The organism is Guyparkeria halopsychrophila, from assembly GCF_044582135.1.
GTDB lineage: Bacteria > Pseudomonadota > Gammaproteobacteria > Halothiobacillales > Halothiobacillaceae > Guyparkeria.
This window is the reverse complement of the sequence record NZ_JBDODP010000017.1, coordinates 1-14,607: the sequence shown is the minus strand read 5'-3', so window position 1 is coordinate 14,607 and position 14,607 is coordinate 1. Positions and strand designations below refer to the sequence as shown.

The window sequence follows — 14,607 nt, the reverse complement described above, 5'->3', positions numbered from 1 at the left end:
ATCGGCATGAATGCCCATGCCGAGTTGTCCGCCCGTTCCAATTTCAGCTTCCTGACCGCCACGCCCGACCCCGAGCGGCTGGTCGAGGTGGCGGCCGCGCGCGGTTACGCGGCCATCGCCATCTGCGACGAATGTTCGCTGGCCGGGGTGGTGCGGGCCCAGCAGGGGTGGCGGGCCTTGCCGGAGGACGGGCGTCCGCAACTGATCCTCGGTACGCGGCTGCACCTTGAGGAGGGTGACCAGCTGGTGCTGCTGGCCGCGAGTCGGGCCGGCTATGCGGCGATCAGCCAGATCGTCACCCGCGGGCGCCGGGCGGCGACCAAGGGCGAGTACCGGCTTGGCCGGGCGGACGTGCTCGATGGGCTGGATGGGCTGGATGTGGGGGTACGGGTGATCTGGCAGGTGCCGGCCGGTGGCATGGTCTCGCCGGACTGGCTTCTGGCCGGCAACATCCGCCCCTGGCTGGGCGTGGTGGCGTGGCTCGACGGACTGGACGGACGTCGATCCGGCCATGCCCGGGCGCTGGCAGAAGCCCGCGATCTGCCCGTCACCGCCCTGGGCGATACGCTGATGGCCGATCGGCAAGAAAAGCCGCTGCTGGACGTGGTCACGGCCCTGCGTCATCGCGTGACCGTGATGGAGGCGGCCGATCGACTGCCGTCGAATGCCGAGCGCCATCTGCGTCCGGTCGAGCTGCTCGCCGATCGGTTTCCGGCCGAGTGGCGGGCCGAGGCCATCGCGGTCGCCGAGTCGTGCCACTTCTCGCTCGACGAACTGTCCTACGAGTACCCGCTGGACGACATCCCGCCGGGTGTGACCGGGCGCGAGCAGTTGCGTCGGTTGACCTTGGAGGGGGCGGCTGGGCGTTGGCCCGAGGGCATCCCCGAGCGTGTGTCCGCACAGATCGAGCGCGAGCTCTCGATCATCCACGAGATGGCCTTCGAGCCCTACTTTCTTACCGTGCACGACATCGTGCGTTTCGCCCGCTCGCGGGGGATTCTCTGCCAGGGGCGCGGCTCGGCGGCGAATTCGGCGGTGTGCTTTGCGCTCGGCATCACGGCGGTCAATCCGGCCGAATCCTCGATGCTGTTTGAGCGCTTCATTTCCAAGGAGCGCGCCGAGCCGCCGGACATCGACGTCGACTTCGAGCACCACCGCCGCGAGGAGGTGATGCAGTACATCTACCGCCGCTACGGGCGCGAGCGGGCCGCGCTGGCGGCCACGGTGATCCGCTACCGACGCAAGTCCGCGCTGCGCGACGCCGCTCGGGCGCTGGGCGTGGGCGAGGACGTCACCGAGCGTGTCAATGAGCAGCTCGCCTGGTGGGATCGCGAGGTGGATGCCGACAAGCTGGCTGCGGCCGGCGTCGACGGCAACCTGCGCCAGATTCACTGGTGGCTGGCGATCGCCCGGCAGCTTACCGGCATGCCGCGGCATCTCTCCCAGCACGTCGGCGGGTTCGTCATCGCCCGCGGCCAATTGGCCGACCTGGTGCCGGTGGAGAACGCCTCGATGGCCGACCGGACCGTGATCCAGTGGGACAAGGACGACCTGGACGCCGTCGGTCTGATGAAGATCGACGTACTGGCGCTGGGCATGCTCTCGGCGGTGCGCCGGGCGATGGAACTGGTCAATTTCCATCGTCCAGGCGATCAGGAACTGGCACTGTGGTCGATCCCGCGCGAGGATCCGGCCACCTTCGAGATGATCAGCCGGGCGGATACCGTCGGCGTGTTCCAGATCGAGTCGCGCGCGCAGATGAGCATGCTGCCGCGGCTCAAGCCGCGCTCGTTCTACGACCTGGTGATCGAGATTGCCATCGTCCGCCCCGGTCCGATCCAGGGCGAGATGGTCCACCCCTATCTCAAGCGCCGGCAGGGGCTCGAGCGCGAGGAATATCCCAACGAGGACATCCGGCGGGTGCTGGGTCGCACGCTGGGCGTGCCGATCTTCCAGGAGCAGGTGATCGAGCTGGCCATGGTGGCCGCCGGGTTTTCCGCCGGCGAGGCCGACCAACTCCGGCGCGCATTGGGCGCCTGGCGCAAGCGCGGCACGCTGGAGGACTTTCGCCGACGCCTGTTCGACGGCATGACCGAGCGCGGCTTTGCTGCCGAATTCGCCGATCGCGTCTACCGGCAGATTCTCGGCTTCGGCGAGTACGGCTTTCCCGAATCGCACTCGGCCAGCTTCGCCGTGATCGCCTACGCCTCGGCCTGGCTCAAGTGCCACGAGCCGGTCGCCTTCTACTGCGCGCTGTTGAACAGCCAGCCGATGGGCTTCTACGGCCCATCGCAACTGGTGCAGGACGCCCGTCGTCACGGCGTGGTGGTGCGCCCGCCCTGCGTGATGGCCAGTGACGGCGAGAGCACGCTCGAACCACTGGAAGAAGCGGGGTATGCCGTCCAGACTCACGCCCTGCGCCTGGGGCTGGGGCGCATTCACGGCCTTTCCGCTGCCGGCATCGAGCGCTTGCTGGCCGCCCGGGATCAGGCGGCCTTTCGCGATGTGGCCGACTGCGTGCGTCGGACGCGCCTGGATGTCCGTGACCGCCGCGCGTTGGCCCATGCGGGTGCCTTCGCCGCGTTGGAGGGCAATCGATACGCGGCGCACTGGTCGGCGAGCGGCATCCCGGCGGACATGGACCTCGAGGCCGGCTTGCCGGCCGATCGAATGGTGGCCGAACCGTCCGTCGAATTGCCCGCGCCGAACCAGGCCGAAACCATCGTCGCCGACTACCAGCGACTGGGCCTGTCGTTGAACGGCCATCCGCTGGGCCTGTTGCGCGAGCGGCTGCGGCAGTTGCGGCTGCGACGCAGCGACGAGCTCAAGACTCGGCACGATGGTGCCCACACGCGCTACTGCGGTCTGGTGACCATGCGCCAGCGCCCTGGCACGGCCAAGGGCACGGTGTTTCTCACGCTCGAGGACGAGGTGGGCACGGTCAACGTGATCGTCTGGCCGGATCGCGTCGCCGCATACCAGCAGGTGGTGGTCAATGCGCGTCTGCTGGAGGTGCGCGGTCAATGGCAACACCGCGACGGCGTCGCCCATCTCGTCGCGCGCATGCTGGTCGATCACAGCGAGTGGCTGGGCGAGTTGCCCACCCATTCGCGGGATTTTCATTAGGTCAGCCGAGGGTCTGGCGGGCTGTCATCACCATGTCATGCAAACGGCAATGCGAAACGTTTGCATTCGCATATTGGGGCGCTATACTCGGCTCGTCACTTGAAAACGAAGGGCGGTCGAATCGGCCAAGCCCCAGGAATCGACCAGCGCAGCGCATCGATTCCAGCGATTCAGCGTGGTTCGGGGAACTCCTGAATCTCGTTCCGGTCATAGGCCGTGAGTCGCATTTAGATGCTTCTTCGTTTTCATCGACTCCTCCTGCGGTGAGTTTTGCGGGCAGGTCTGTTCCCACGGGGAGCGACCTGCCCATTTTTTTGTCTGTTGGAAAAACATCGTTGCCTCTGTCGCGTCCTGTTCGTGTCTTTCCACTCGGCCTCTCGTGGGGACGTTTGCGTTCGTCCAGAACGTCAGCCAAGGACGTTAGCCAGGACATGTTTGCTGCGGCATACGGAGGGGCGTGACCGGTGAGAGCGGGCTACACTTTGAAGTCGACGTCTACCGACTCGTCCACCAAAGGGGAGATAACAATGAAACGCATGTTGAAACGTATTGCCACGGCGGCGCTCTGCCTGCCGCTGGTCGGTGGGATCGGCCTGGTCCAGTCGGTTGCGCAGGCCGCCGACCGGGTCGAACTGGAGCACGACGACATGACCCTGGTCGGGTACATGGAGATGGCGCCGGGCAGTTCCGTCGAGGACGGCGTGGTACTAATGGTCCACGGCACGCTTGCCCACGGGCAGATGGATATCATGAGCAGCATGCAGGAACTGCTGCGTGATGCCGGCTACAACTCGCTGGCCATCAACTTGAGCCTCGGTCAGGACGCCCGCGAAGGCATGTATGACTGCGATTCCACCCATCGTCACAAGCACGAGGATGCGGTCGACGAGATCGCTGCCTGGGCCGAGTGGCTCAAGGGTGAGGGTGCCGAGCGGCTGGCCGTGATGGGGCACTCGCGCGGTGGTAACCAGGTGGCGCGCTATCTCGCCGATCAGGCCGATCCGATGGTCGAGAAGGCGGTCCTGCTGGCACCGCAGACCTGGTCCGAGGGCTACTACGCCAAGGACTACAAGTCGAACTACGACACCGAGCTCGCCCCGCTGCTGGAGAAGGCCGAGGCACTGGTCGACGAGGGCAAGGGCGACGAGTTGATGGAGATGGATTTCATCTACTGCCCGGATACCCGCGCCGCCGCCTCGAGCGTGGTCAGCTACTACCGCGAGGATCCGCGCATGGATACGCCCACGGTGCTGGGCGAGGTCTCTGTGCCGACGCTCGTGATCGTCGCCGGCGCGGACGAGACCGTTACCGATCTTGAAGAGAAGATGGCAGAGCGGGTCGAAGACGATCACATCGAGATGACGGTTGTCTCCGGTGCGGATCACATGTTCCGCGACCTGTTCCTGTATGACGCGGCCGATGCCGCCACCGATTTTATCGGCTGGCAGTAAGCCAATGAGTGACCCGGCCGAATCGGTCGGGAAGAGACAGAAAGGCGGGCCCGAGTGGGTGCGCCTTTTTTCGTTCGCTTGCCCGTGTTTCAGCGCTCGGCCAGTTCCATGATCGATTCGACGATGTCGCTCATGGTGACGATGCCGACCAGGTCATCGCTTCTGAGCACGATGACGCGACGGATCGATTGGGAGACCATCAGGCGGGCGGCGTACTTGATCTCCATGCCTTCGGGGACCGAGATCGCCGGCTTGCTCATCACGTCGTAGACGTTCGCCAGATCGATGTCGCCTTCCTCGGCGACGATGGTGCGCAGAATCGAGGTGTAGGTGAGGATGCCGTAGGCGTCATGCGGATGGGCCTTCTCGACCACCAGCGATTTCACGCGCTTCTGGCGCATCTCGCGCAGGGCCTCACGCAGGGTGGCCATGGGCGAGATGGTCGCAACCTCGCGGACCATCACGTCGCCGACCAGCCGGGGGCGGGTTTCAGAGGTCATCTTTCACGTTCTCCTGGAAACGTTCTACCTGCCGGTTCTCGATACCGGCGATATGCTCGAGCGGCAGGGTGAATACGACGCCGCGCGAGTGGTCGGTCAACTCGAGCTCCCGGGTCAGCGCCTTCATCACCTTGAGCGACAGCGAGCGCTCGAGCACGAACAGCAATACCGACTGGCTGCCCTCGTAGGTCAGCCCGAAAAAGGTCTTTTTTTCCTCGGCACCGATGCCGCGGCCATTGAGCAGGGTCACGCCGCCGGCGCCGGCGGTCTTGGCCACCTCGACGGCCTTTTCCTCCATATCCTCGGCGAGAATGGCGACCAGTACGGAAAATCTCATCGCGGTGCGTCCTCTTCAGTCGATGTGTCATTCGGTGGCCGGCCCGAGGGCCGGTTTGCCTGCCGTCGGTTGGCGAACTCGGCGATCGTGGCGTAGCCGAGCACGGTCACGATCGGGAAGATCGAGGCAAAGGCGATCAGGCCGAAGCCGTCCATCAGCGCATCACGTCCCTCGATTTGCGTGGCCAGGCCGATGCCCAGCGCCGTGACCAGCGGCACGGTCACCTCCGAGGTGGTTACCCCGCCCAGATCATAGGCCAGGGCGATGATGTAGCGCGGCGCCAGGAGCGTCAGCAGGATCACCAGCGCGTAGCCGCCGATCACGTAATAGTGGATCGAATCCCCGGCCAGTATGCGGTGCACGCCGATTGTGATACCGATCGCGACACCCACGGCAACCAGCAGGCGGATGATCGAGGCGCGGATCTGCCCCTGGGCGGCGTGCTCGGCCTGGTCACCGATGGCGATCAACGCCGGTTCGGCCATGGTGGTGGCAAAGCCGATCGCAAAGGCAAACAGGTACAGGAAGATCACGTTGTCTTGGGCGATCAGCTGGTCGGCCATGCGCTCGCCGATCGGGAACAGCCCCAGCTTGAGGCCGACGACAAAGGCGTACAGCCCCAGGATGACCAGCAGAAAGCCGATAATCACGCGCTTGAGATGCGGGATGCGCTGGCGGAGGATCGCCAGCTGGAAGAACAGCACGGCGGCGATGATCGGCAGCACGTCGCGCAGCGTGATCAGCAAGCCCGTGAGGATGCCCATCGGGTCGAGATGGGCCTGCTTGGCATCGGCTTGTGCGGCCAGATCCAGCGAGTCGGCACCCGGATCGACACCGACAATTTCGAATACGTAGATGCCGTAGGCCTGCACGGTGATCATCGGCACCATCACGGCAAGTGCCACCAGGCCAAAGCCGTCGGAAAGCACGTTGCGGCCACTGACCGAGGCGGCCAGCCCCATGCCTACTGCCGCGATCAAGGGCACGGTGACGATATTGGTGGTCACGCCACCCGAGTCATAGGCCAGACCGACGATCTCGGCCGGTGCGAACCAGGTGACGGTGACCACCGTGATGTAGCCGCCGATCATGAACCAGTGCAGTGGCAGGCCGAGCAGGGTGCGCAACACGCCCAAGGCCACCACCACCCCCACGGAGGTGGCGATAATCAGTCGCAGGGTCAGCGCATCGATATGCCCCTGGCTGATGGTCTGGGCCTGTTCGGCCACCGCGATCAGGGCCGGTTCGGCGATCACGGCGGCAAAACCGAAGGAAAAACCGAAGGCCAGCAGCAAGGGCAGCGACCCCCGCCGGGCAAAGGCGTTCGAGAGGCTCTTGCCGATAGGGAAGATGCCCATTTCCAGACCCTGCAGGAACAGGGCGACGCCGACGACCACCACGCCCAGGCCGATCAGGATGCCGGTCAGGCCTTCGGGCACGGACTCGAGCACGAACAGCTGGAACACGGCGACCACGAGCACGATCGGCAGCAGGTTGCGGCCGGCGTGCAGCAGGGTGTTCCAGAAGATCTTGAGGTCTTGCAAGGCGTTCCTGCTCCGGGATCGACGGTCAGTGCCGAGCTAGAGTGGCATCGCGGCGCTGGTTTAGACGAATGGCCTGATGGTACCTTCACAAGCAAGATAACTTAGTCGCAAGGAGCGCCCCATGGCCGAAACCTGTCCGATCCTGATTGCCAGTGACCTCTCGGAGGCCAGCGAGGTGGCGATTACCCGGGCGACGCAGCTGGCCGCCCATCGCTCCTGTTCCTTGACCGCGCTGCACGTCATCCAGGAGGAGCCGTTGTGGTGGGTGGCCAAGACCCGTGATCTCGACTCGGACGACCTGCGCGCCGAATTGCTGCGCGAGGCACTCGCCGGCCTGAAATCGCAAGTGCAGGAGGCGGCGGGGCGCCTGGGGATCGAGCCGCCCGCATCGGACGTGCAGGCGCGGCTGGGCAAGCCGGCCGCGGTGGCCACCGAGATGGCCACCTCCATTGCCGCGCGCCTGGTCGTGGTGGGGGCCCACGGGCGCCACGCGGTGCGCGACTGGTTCATCGGCACGACCGCCGAGAAGATGGTGCGCGCCAGCAACGTACCGGTGCTGGTTGCCCGGGTGGAACCGACCCACGCCTACCAAAAGGTGGCCGTGGCCATCGATTTCTCCGAATCGAGCCGGGCGGCGCTGCGCGCGGCGCTCGACTGGGCGCCGCAGGCGCAGTTCACCCTGGTGCATGCCTACGAGACCTGGTTCGAGAGCTACATCGAAGCGGCGACCTACGAGCGCCTGCGCCAGGAACAGGAAGAGGCCCTGCACGATCATCTGCGCGAGTTCGCCCGCGAGGTGGGTGTACGCGGCGATCACGAGCCGGACTATCGCGTTATCGCCGGCCATCCCGGCACCGCGGTGGTCGACGCGGCGATCAAGGCCCGCGCCGACTTGACCGTCTGTGGCACCCAGGGCGATACCGGGCTGCGCCACCTGCTGCTCGGCAGCGTGGCCCAACACATCCTGCGCGAGTCGAAGGGTGACGTGCTGACCGTGCGTGCCGGCGACGAGGGCGTCTGACGATCGGTAGGCAGGGCACTCGATACCGCCGGAGTATTCTTTACAACGGCCCGGTCGCGTGCTTGATTTGATCGACGCCCGCCGAACTGCCCAAGAGGACTTGCCCCATGCTCATCTACAGCCACCCGGTCTGCTGGAAGCACGAGAACGAAAACGACGTCATGCTGCCGCACCCGGAGCGCCCCGAGCGCCTGGACGCGGTGATGGCGGCGATCGAGCGGTTCCCGGCTGATCGTTATGAACGAGTCGAGGCGCCCTTGGGCGACAAGAGCGATTACGAGTTGGCCCACGACCCGCGTTACGTCGAGGCGATCTTCAGCCAGGCGCCCACCGATTCCGGAGTGCTGCGGGTGGATGGCGATACCTCGCTGAACGAGTACACCATCGATGCCAGCCGACGGGTGGTGGGTGCGGCGAAGGCGGCCATCGATGCGGTCCTGCCGGGGCCCGAGCGGCGTGCCTTTCTCGCGACCCGCCCGCCGGGCCATCACGCCGGCCCCTGCCAACCGCGTGGCTTTTGCGTGTTCAACAACGTCTGTATCGCGGCCTATTACGCCATCCGCCACCATGGTCTTGAGCGGGTGGCGATCGTCGATTTCGACGTGCATCACGGCGACGGCACCGAGGAGATCGTTGCCAACAGCGACGCGGTGCGCTTCTTCTCGGTCTTCCAGCACCCGTTCTACCCCTATTCGGGCATCCCGCCGATCGCCGATAACTGCTTTCCGATCGGCCTGCCCAACATGACCGATGGCAAGGCATTCCGCAAAGGGGTGCGCGAGTCGGTCTGGTTCGACACGCTGGCCGATTTCCGCCCGCAACTGTTGCTGTTCTCCGCCGGTTTCGACGCCCACAAGAACGATCCGCTGGGCGGCTGGATTCTCGAGGACGAGGATTTTGCCTGGATCACCCGCGAGGCGATCGCCGCGGCGGGCGGAGACGACCTGCCGGTGGTGTCCTTGCTAGAGGGAGGCTACGACCTGGAAGGGTTGGAGGACTCGGTGCTCGCCCACCTCAAGGCCCTGGACGGGGATGCCGGCTGAGCCCATCGCCCTGGAGGAACTCGAGGCCGAGATACGCGCCTGCCGTTTGTGCGAGGCGGACCTGCCGCTCGGCCCGCGGCCGGTGTTCATCGCCCGCCGCGAGGCCCGTCTGCTGATTGCCGCCCAGGCCCCGGGGCGACGGGTGCACGAGACCGGCCTGCCGTTCAACGACCCCAGCGGCAATCGCCTGCGCGACTGGCTCGGTATCGATCGCGAGACCTTCTATCACCACCCGGCCATCGCCATCGTGCCGATGGGCTTCTGCTTTCCGGGCACCGGCCGGGGTGGGGATATGCCGCCTCGGCCGGAGTGTGCCCCGACCTGGCGCCACCCGTTGCTCGACGCGATGCCGACTGTCGAGACCACGGTGGTCATCGGTCGGTATGCGCTGGGATGGCACTTAGGGCTCAAAGGCGGCCAGCGCCTGACCGACGTGGTCGCCGACTGGCGCCGGTTCGCCCCGACGCACTTTCCGCTGCCGCATCCCAGCCCGCGCAACAATCGCTGGCTGAGGAACAATCCGTGGTTCGAAGAGGAGGTGGTGCCCGCCTTGCGAGCCCGCGTCGCGCGGTTGCTCGACCCGGACTGATCCCACTCACTGGCGGAACTTGAGACCCACCTGCGTGATCGTCGGCCCTTCCATCTCGCGCACCGTCAGGCGCACGCGATCCAGGTCGACCGAGTCACCCACCACCGGCGGGTTGCGCAGCAGGGACTTGATGGCCTCGTCGAGTGTCGACTCGCGCAGTTCCTCGGACGAGCGGATGCCGTAGACGGCGGCGAGATCCGCCACCTTCGCCCCGCCGCGCAGGGAGAAGACGCCGAAGAAGGTTTGCTCGACCAGAGCCGTCTTCTTGCGCCGCTCGCCGGAGAAGAATCGGCTGAGATCACCGATCATGTCCTCGGGGATGATGGTCAGCACGATGTCACCCGGCTGAAAGGTGAAGCCCGTGTCGGGTTTGCGCAGCGCGAGATTGCGCACCACGCCGGCGATGGACACCGACTCGCCGAAGGGCATCCGCTCCGGCCCGGCGCTGTCGGCGTCGGTATGCTCGCCGACCACGAATTGCACCATCTCCAGCCGCGGCTCGATCGGCAAATTGAGGTCGGCCCGATGCCGGGGTTCCGGCTCGGGCGGCACCTCGACTTTCAGCAGTCGAGCGGCGAGCGAAATGCTGCTGCCCTGAATCAAGAGCGAGGTGATCACCACCACGTAGGCGATCTCGAAGAAACGTTCCGCCCCAGGGATGCCGTAGATCATCGGGAACAGGGCGAGCACGATGGGTACCGCACCGCGCAGCCCCACCCAGGCAATGAAGGTGGTCTCGCGCCAATTAAAATGAAACGGCCACAGCCCGATCCAGATGGCGATCGGCCGGGCCACCAGCAGCAGGGCGAATGCCAGGATAAGGGCCGGGACGATCTGGTCGAGCACCGCTGACGGCGTGACCAGCAGCCCCAGGATCAGGAACATCCCCGCTTGGGCCAGCCACGCCAGGCCATCCATGATGCGCAGGACATGGAAGGTGCCGCGATTCTTGGCCGTGCCGATCACCAGCCCGGTGAGGTAGACGCCGAGAAACCCGCTGCCGCCCAGCTCGTTGATGATGGCGAAGGACAGCAGCCCGCCCGAGGCGATCAGCAGCGCATAGAGGCCCTCGGCCAGTTCGATGCGCCGCAGCGTCTCGCGCAGGATGAAGCCGAAGGCCACGCCGAGCACCGCACCGATGCCGAATTGCTGCACCAGGAACAGCAGGATCCAGGGGTCGAAAAGCGACTGGCTACTCGAGATGACTTCGAGGAGCGTGATGGTGAGGAAAATCGCCATCGGATCGTTGATGCCCGATTCGATCTCCAGCGTCGAGCCGACCCGCTCGTTGAGCCGGGTGCCGCTGCCCTTGAGCAGCGAGAACACCGCCGCGGCGTCCGTCGAGCCCACGATCGCCCCGAGCAGTAGCCCGTAGTACCAATCGAACCCCATCAGCCAGGTGGCGAACGCGCCGATGCCACCGGCGGTGATCATCACGCCGACGGTTGCCAGGGACAGGGCGGGCTTGAGGGCGACGCGGAAGGTGCGGATATGGGTGCGCAACCCGCCGTCGAGCAGGATGATGGCCAGCGCGATGTTGCCGATCAGAAAGGCGGTCTTGAAGTCGTCGAACTCGACCCCGCCGGGGCCCTCCTGCCCGGCGAGCATCCCCACCGCGAGGAAGATCAGCAGCAGCGGGAAGCCAAAGCGCGCCGAGGCCATACTGGCCAGAATGCTGGAAAACAGCAGCAGGGCGCCGAGCAAAATAAACGAGTTGGTCGCGTCCATGGCTCTCGGATCGGGCGTGGGTGGCGGTGCCTAAACTATACGCGAGGCATCGCCCCAAGCGGGCGTGCCGCCGGGACCGGTTGCCCGCAACGAGGTCTGTCAGTGCGAAGAGCCTAGTCCACCCCGACGGACTCGTGCCCGGGATCATCCCCGGGATCATCAAGTGGATGGTTCACTTGGGGCCGCCGCCCCGGCAGGTTCGGTTGAGCCCCACCTCCCCGCCAGGGTGGGGGTTTACTCCTTGTCAGGTTGCCACAGCGAGAAAGGCGGGCGTCTCGAGAAAGGGCCGAGTGGCAACCGGTGGCGCCTTCGGTGCGGCCGGCAGCGGGAACCGGGCGTCGATCTCGCGCCGGACCAGGGCCTGTTCGGGCAGCAGCGGCAGGTGGCCGCCGGCGAGCATCTCGACGGCATCCGACAGGCCGAGCTGATCGAGGTGCCGGGTGGGTGCCTCGAGGAAGGTCTCCAGGTCGAGGCCGGTTGTCGACAGGCGGCAGGCGCGGAAGATGTTGGCCCAGAAATCGATCACTTCGTCACGGTAGGTCTGCATGATTGCGCTCCTCTATTAACTGCCTACAAAATAGGCATGTCCAGATAGTATGCACACAATATGGACCTGTCAACAAACTTACGTCGTTTTTATTGACATACCAGTGCCGGGGCGGAGAATGAGGTCGCATGAACCCAAACACCCCGACCACCATCGCCGACCTGAAGTGGGACCTGCGCCAGCGCCTCAAGCTGCTCGAGTGCACCGTGCTGCTCAACGGCTGGGTCCGTACCCAGGCACTGACCGAGAGTTTCGGCATCAGTCGGGCGCAGGCCTCCAAGGACTTTGCCGTCTATCAGGCGCTCGCCCCGGACAACCTGGTCTACAACCGCTCGCAGAAATACTACGAGCCCGCTGAGCACTTCGCCGCGTTGCTGCTCTCGGGACGTACCTCTGAATTGCTGGACGTGTTGGCCGCCTTGCCGGGGGAGAATCGGCCGGTAGTCGCGCTGGCCGCGGCCGGGCCGACGGTCGAATTGCTGCGTCCACTCGAGCGTGAACTGGATCTGGATATTCTGCGTGCGGTTTCGGCGGCGGCCAGCAATGGGCATCGGCTGCGGGTGGACTATCAGTCGATGCGCCGGCCGCATCCACGAACGCTTGAGCTGTCCCCGCACACCCTGGTCTACAGCGGCTTTCGCTGGCATCTACGCGCGTTTAGCCACGAGCACGGCGAATATCGAGACTTCGTGCTCGCACGGATGACGAATGCCGCAGCATTGCCGGATCAGCCGGGTGCGCCGCGGGACGGCGATGCCGACTGGTTCGAGGAGGTGACGTTGCGGGTGGGTGTCCATCCCGATCTGCCGCCGGCCCAACAGGCGGTGATCGCCGCAGATTACGGCATGGTCGATGGTGAGCGCGGTGTGACGGTGCGCCGTGCGCTGTTGCCCTACTTGTTGCGCTTGATGCAGATCGAGCCTGAACGCGAACACCCCGATCCGGTGGTGCAGCAGATTCGGCTGCTCAATCCTGGGGTGGCAGCAAGAAACGGCTGGGACTGACTCTCAAGTCGGCCCGATCCTCTGACAGTGACCGGTGCCCTGGGTCTTGGCGTGCTGCAGTGCTTCGAGCACGTGTCGGTAGGCCTCTTCGGAGATTTGCCCAATTTCCAGGTCCGTCACGCCACATGAGACCGTGATCTTGAGACTGCTACCACCGCGGCGCAGTTTGGTGCGTGTCATCCGGGTATGGATTCGGTCAGCCAATTCGATTCCTGCCGAGCCGTCCTGCTCGGCAAGGATCACGGCGAATCGTCCCGGGCCGATGCGTGCCAGGAAGTCGTTGTAGTGAATCTTGCGCGAGATCACCTGGACCATCACGATCAATATCCTGTCGGCGGTTTCCTGGCCCTGCAACTGGATCAGATCATCGAAATGGTCGATCTCGACGTATAGCAGTGACTTGGGCGGTCGCTCCGGTGCGAGTCGCCCCAGTTCCGCCTGCAGGTGCTGTTCGAACGCAAAGGCGTTGGGCAGGGAGGTCAGCGGACAGCGATTGCGATCACCACACTGCTGCTTGAGCTTTGCCTCTTGCATCTTTGCGCGACGGATCACGGTGGTGAGGTAGCCCCGCAAGCGCAGGTTCTGGCTTTCGAATTCCGCCAAGCGCCGGCCTTCCGTCTCGTGAAATTCACGCACCTTGCTGTGCAGGTTCTCGATCTGATCACGGACGGTCTGCTTGATGGTGTCGATGTCCTGGGCCTGCTCGACATCTTTTTTGAGCTTGCCAACGCCCCTGGCGAGCACGTTGTCGAAGCGCTTGAGCTTGCCGCGGCGCTCCTCCGCCTCGCGCCCCTGATTGAAGGCATCCTCCTCGATCTTCTGCACCGAAGAGCGGATCTCGTCGAGAAACTGGGCGAGTTCGGTTTTCTCCTGCTCGATCATCTGGCGCATCTCGTTGATCAGCGCCACGGTGCGGTCGATCAGGAGGCTGGGGTGAGCATCGAATCGATGGGCGGCTATCGCCTCGAGCAACTGGCGGCGATGGCTTTCCAGTGGGCCGATAAAGGCGATGTCCTCGAGCATCTGCGGAATGAATTCCCGCACGAACAACTTGCGCTGAAAATCGGTGCGCGAGTTGTTCGATTGGTTATCTTCGTCTCCCGTTGGCTCACGGCCGCTTTCCAGCTTGCGCAGGCTCTCGGAGAGTTTTTCGATATCCACCTGAAGCTGATCGAGCGGGAACTCGGCATCCGCCTGGCGGCTGACATGGCTGCGGATGCGATTGCACATGGGTACGAGACTGGGATAGGCCTTTTCCACCGCGATCAGTGTGCGGCTAATGGTCAGCTTGAACAGCTTCACCAGCCGCAGGTCGTGGTCTTCCAGACGCGTGAACTCTCGGAGCATTCGCTCGTAGCTCTTGCGGTAGAAGTCGCTGGATTCCGCCATTCCTCGACCTCGGGAAAGTCATGCCTATGTTTTATTGATAGCACTTCGAGCTACAGCTGACGGCTAATTTACCCTACCGCCTTGCATGGAGAAAGGTGTCAGTCGGGCGAGGCGACCCATTGGTGTTGGCAGTGGCGACCGGACGTCTCCCGGGCCGCCACTCCCTGGCAATCGGGTGATCGTTCCGGGCACCGGTGCTTTCCGGAACAACGCATTAAGCGGTAGAGAGCGTGCAACGTGTTGATTTATGAGGAAGTGATGGGGTTGTAATCTCGGCGTTCCCAGCTATAAGAGTGGGGTATGTCCACACAAAAGGGGGAACCCGAGA

12 protein-coding genes are annotated in these 14,607 nt (G+C 64.7%); 6 read left to right on the top strand and 6 right to left on the bottom strand.

Annotation, left to right across the window (positions count from 1 at the left end):
- The first annotated feature begins 6 nt into the window (after positions 1–6).
- A complete protein-coding gene (locus ABGV18_RS08510) occupies positions 7–3,126 on the top strand; it encodes an error-prone DNA polymerase (RefSeq protein WP_396582363.1) in 3,120 nt (1,039 codons plus the stop codon).
- Between the two features lie 527 nt (positions 3,127–3,653).
- Positions 3,654–4,577, top strand: a complete 924-nt coding sequence (locus ABGV18_RS08505) for an alpha/beta hydrolase (RefSeq protein ID WP_396582365.1) — start codon at positions 3,654–3,656, stop codon at positions 4,575–4,577.
- Positions 4,578–4,666: 89 nt separating this feature from the next.
- Here ABGV18_RS08505 and ABGV18_RS08500 read toward each other — a convergent pair whose 3' ends face one another.
- Genes ABGV18_RS08500 through ABGV18_RS08490 form a run of 3 tightly spaced genes read right to left on the bottom strand, consistent with a single transcriptional unit; the run spans position 4,667 to position 6,958 of the window.
- Positions 4,667–5,077: a CBS domain-containing protein gene (locus tag ABGV18_RS08500; RefSeq protein WP_396582366.1), complete on the bottom strand. Its 411-nt coding sequence runs from the start codon at positions 5,075–5,077 to the stop codon at positions 4,667–4,669.
- Positions 5,067–5,414, bottom strand: coding sequence for a P-II family nitrogen regulator (locus tag ABGV18_RS08495; RefSeq protein WP_396582367.1), 348 nt, complete (start codon positions 5,412–5,414; stop codon positions 5,067–5,069). The genes ABGV18_RS08500 and ABGV18_RS08495 overlap by 11 nt, the downstream gene beginning before the upstream one ends.
- A complete protein-coding gene (locus tag ABGV18_RS08490) occupies positions 5,411–6,958 on the bottom strand; it encodes a DUF1538 domain-containing protein (protein ID WP_396585655.1) in 1,548 nt (515 codons plus the stop codon). Before ABGV18_RS08490 ends, ABGV18_RS08495 begins: the two co-directional genes overlap by 4 nt.
- 121 nt (positions 6,959–7,079) lie before the next feature.
- On the opposite strand from ABGV18_RS08490, the gene ABGV18_RS08485 reads away from it, so the two are divergent.
- The 3 genes from ABGV18_RS08485 (at position 7,080) to ABGV18_RS08475 (ending at position 9,611) form a co-directional block, all read left to right on the top strand.
- Complete coding sequence (locus ABGV18_RS08485) at positions 7,080–7,979, top strand: universal stress protein (RefSeq protein ID WP_396585654.1); 900 nt, start codon at positions 7,080–7,082, stop codon at positions 7,977–7,979.
- Between the two features lie 107 nt (positions 7,980–8,086).
- Positions 8,087–9,022, top strand: coding sequence for a histone deacetylase family protein (locus tag ABGV18_RS08480; RefSeq protein ID WP_396582371.1), 936 nt, complete (start codon positions 8,087–8,089; stop codon positions 9,020–9,022).
- Positions 9,012–9,611, top strand: coding sequence for a uracil-DNA glycosylase family protein (locus tag ABGV18_RS08475; RefSeq protein ID WP_396582372.1), 600 nt, complete (start codon positions 9,012–9,014; stop codon positions 9,609–9,611). Before ABGV18_RS08480 ends, ABGV18_RS08475 begins: the two co-directional genes overlap by 11 nt.
- A 6-nt stretch (positions 9,612–9,617) precedes the next feature.
- On the opposite strand, the gene ABGV18_RS08470 is transcribed toward ABGV18_RS08475, so the two are convergent.
- Positions 9,618–11,339 (bottom strand): potassium/proton antiporter, encoded by a 1,722-nt coding sequence (locus ABGV18_RS08470; protein WP_396585653.1) that lies wholly within the window; start codon positions 11,337–11,339, stop codon positions 9,618–9,620.
- A gap of 244 nt (positions 11,340–11,583) precedes the next feature.
- Positions 11,584–11,886: a hypothetical protein gene (locus ABGV18_RS08465; protein ID WP_396582374.1), complete on the bottom strand. Its 303-nt coding sequence runs from the start codon at positions 11,884–11,886 to the stop codon at positions 11,584–11,586.
- A gap of 128 nt (positions 11,887–12,014) precedes the next feature.
- On the opposite strand from ABGV18_RS08465, the gene ABGV18_RS08460 reads away from it, so the two are divergent.
- Complete coding sequence (locus ABGV18_RS08460) at positions 12,015–12,890, top strand: helix-turn-helix transcriptional regulator (RefSeq protein WP_396582375.1); 876 nt, start codon at positions 12,015–12,017, stop codon at positions 12,888–12,890.
- Between the two features lie 3 nt (positions 12,891–12,893).
- Here ABGV18_RS08460 and ABGV18_RS08455 read toward each other — a convergent pair whose 3' ends face one another.
- On the bottom strand, positions 12,894–14,279 hold the full coding sequence (locus ABGV18_RS08455) for a GGDEF domain-containing protein (RefSeq protein WP_396582377.1): 1,386 nt from the start codon (positions 14,277–14,279) through the stop codon (positions 12,894–12,896).
- Positions 14,280–14,607: the final 328 nt, after the last annotated feature.

What these genes read in the sequence shown, in the direction of transcription:
- ABGV18_RS08510 (WP_396582363.1), top strand. Translation starts at nt 7, where the DNA reads ATGAATGCCCATGCCGAGTTGTCCGCCCGTTCCAATTTCAGCTTCCTG.
- ABGV18_RS08505 (WP_396582365.1), top strand. Translation starts at nt 3,654, where the DNA reads ATGAAACGCATGTTGAAACGTATTGCCACGGCGGCGCTCTGCCTGCCG.
- ABGV18_RS08500 (WP_396582366.1), bottom strand. Translation starts at nt 5,077, where the DNA reads ATGACCTCTGAAACCCGCCCCCGGCTGGTCGGCGACGTGATGGTCCGC.
- ABGV18_RS08495 (WP_396582367.1), bottom strand. Translation starts at nt 5,414, where the DNA reads ATGAGATTTTCCGTACTGGTCGCCATTCTCGCCGAGGATATGGAGGAA.
- ABGV18_RS08485 (WP_396585654.1), top strand. Translation starts at nt 7,080, where the DNA reads ATGGCCGAAACCTGTCCGATCCTGATTGCCAGTGACCTCTCGGAGGCC.
- ABGV18_RS08480 (WP_396582371.1), top strand. Translation starts at nt 8,087, where the DNA reads ATGCTCATCTACAGCCACCCGGTCTGCTGGAAGCACGAGAACGAAAAC.
- ABGV18_RS08475 (WP_396582372.1), top strand. Translation starts at nt 9,012, where the DNA reads ATGCCGGCTGAGCCCATCGCCCTGGAGGAACTCGAGGCCGAGATACGC.
- ABGV18_RS08470 (WP_396585653.1), bottom strand. Translation starts at nt 11,339, where the DNA reads ATGGACGCGACCAACTCGTTTATTTTGCTCGGCGCCCTGCTGCTGTTT.
- ABGV18_RS08465 (WP_396582374.1), bottom strand. Translation starts at nt 11,886, where the DNA reads ATGCAGACCTACCGTGACGAAGTGATCGATTTCTGGGCCAACATCTTC.
- ABGV18_RS08460 (WP_396582375.1), top strand. Translation starts at nt 12,015, where the DNA reads ATGAACCCAAACACCCCGACCACCATCGCCGACCTGAAGTGGGACCTG.
- ABGV18_RS08455 (WP_396582377.1), bottom strand. Translation starts at nt 14,279, where the DNA reads ATGGCGGAATCCAGCGACTTCTACCGCAAGAGCTACGAGCGAATGCTC.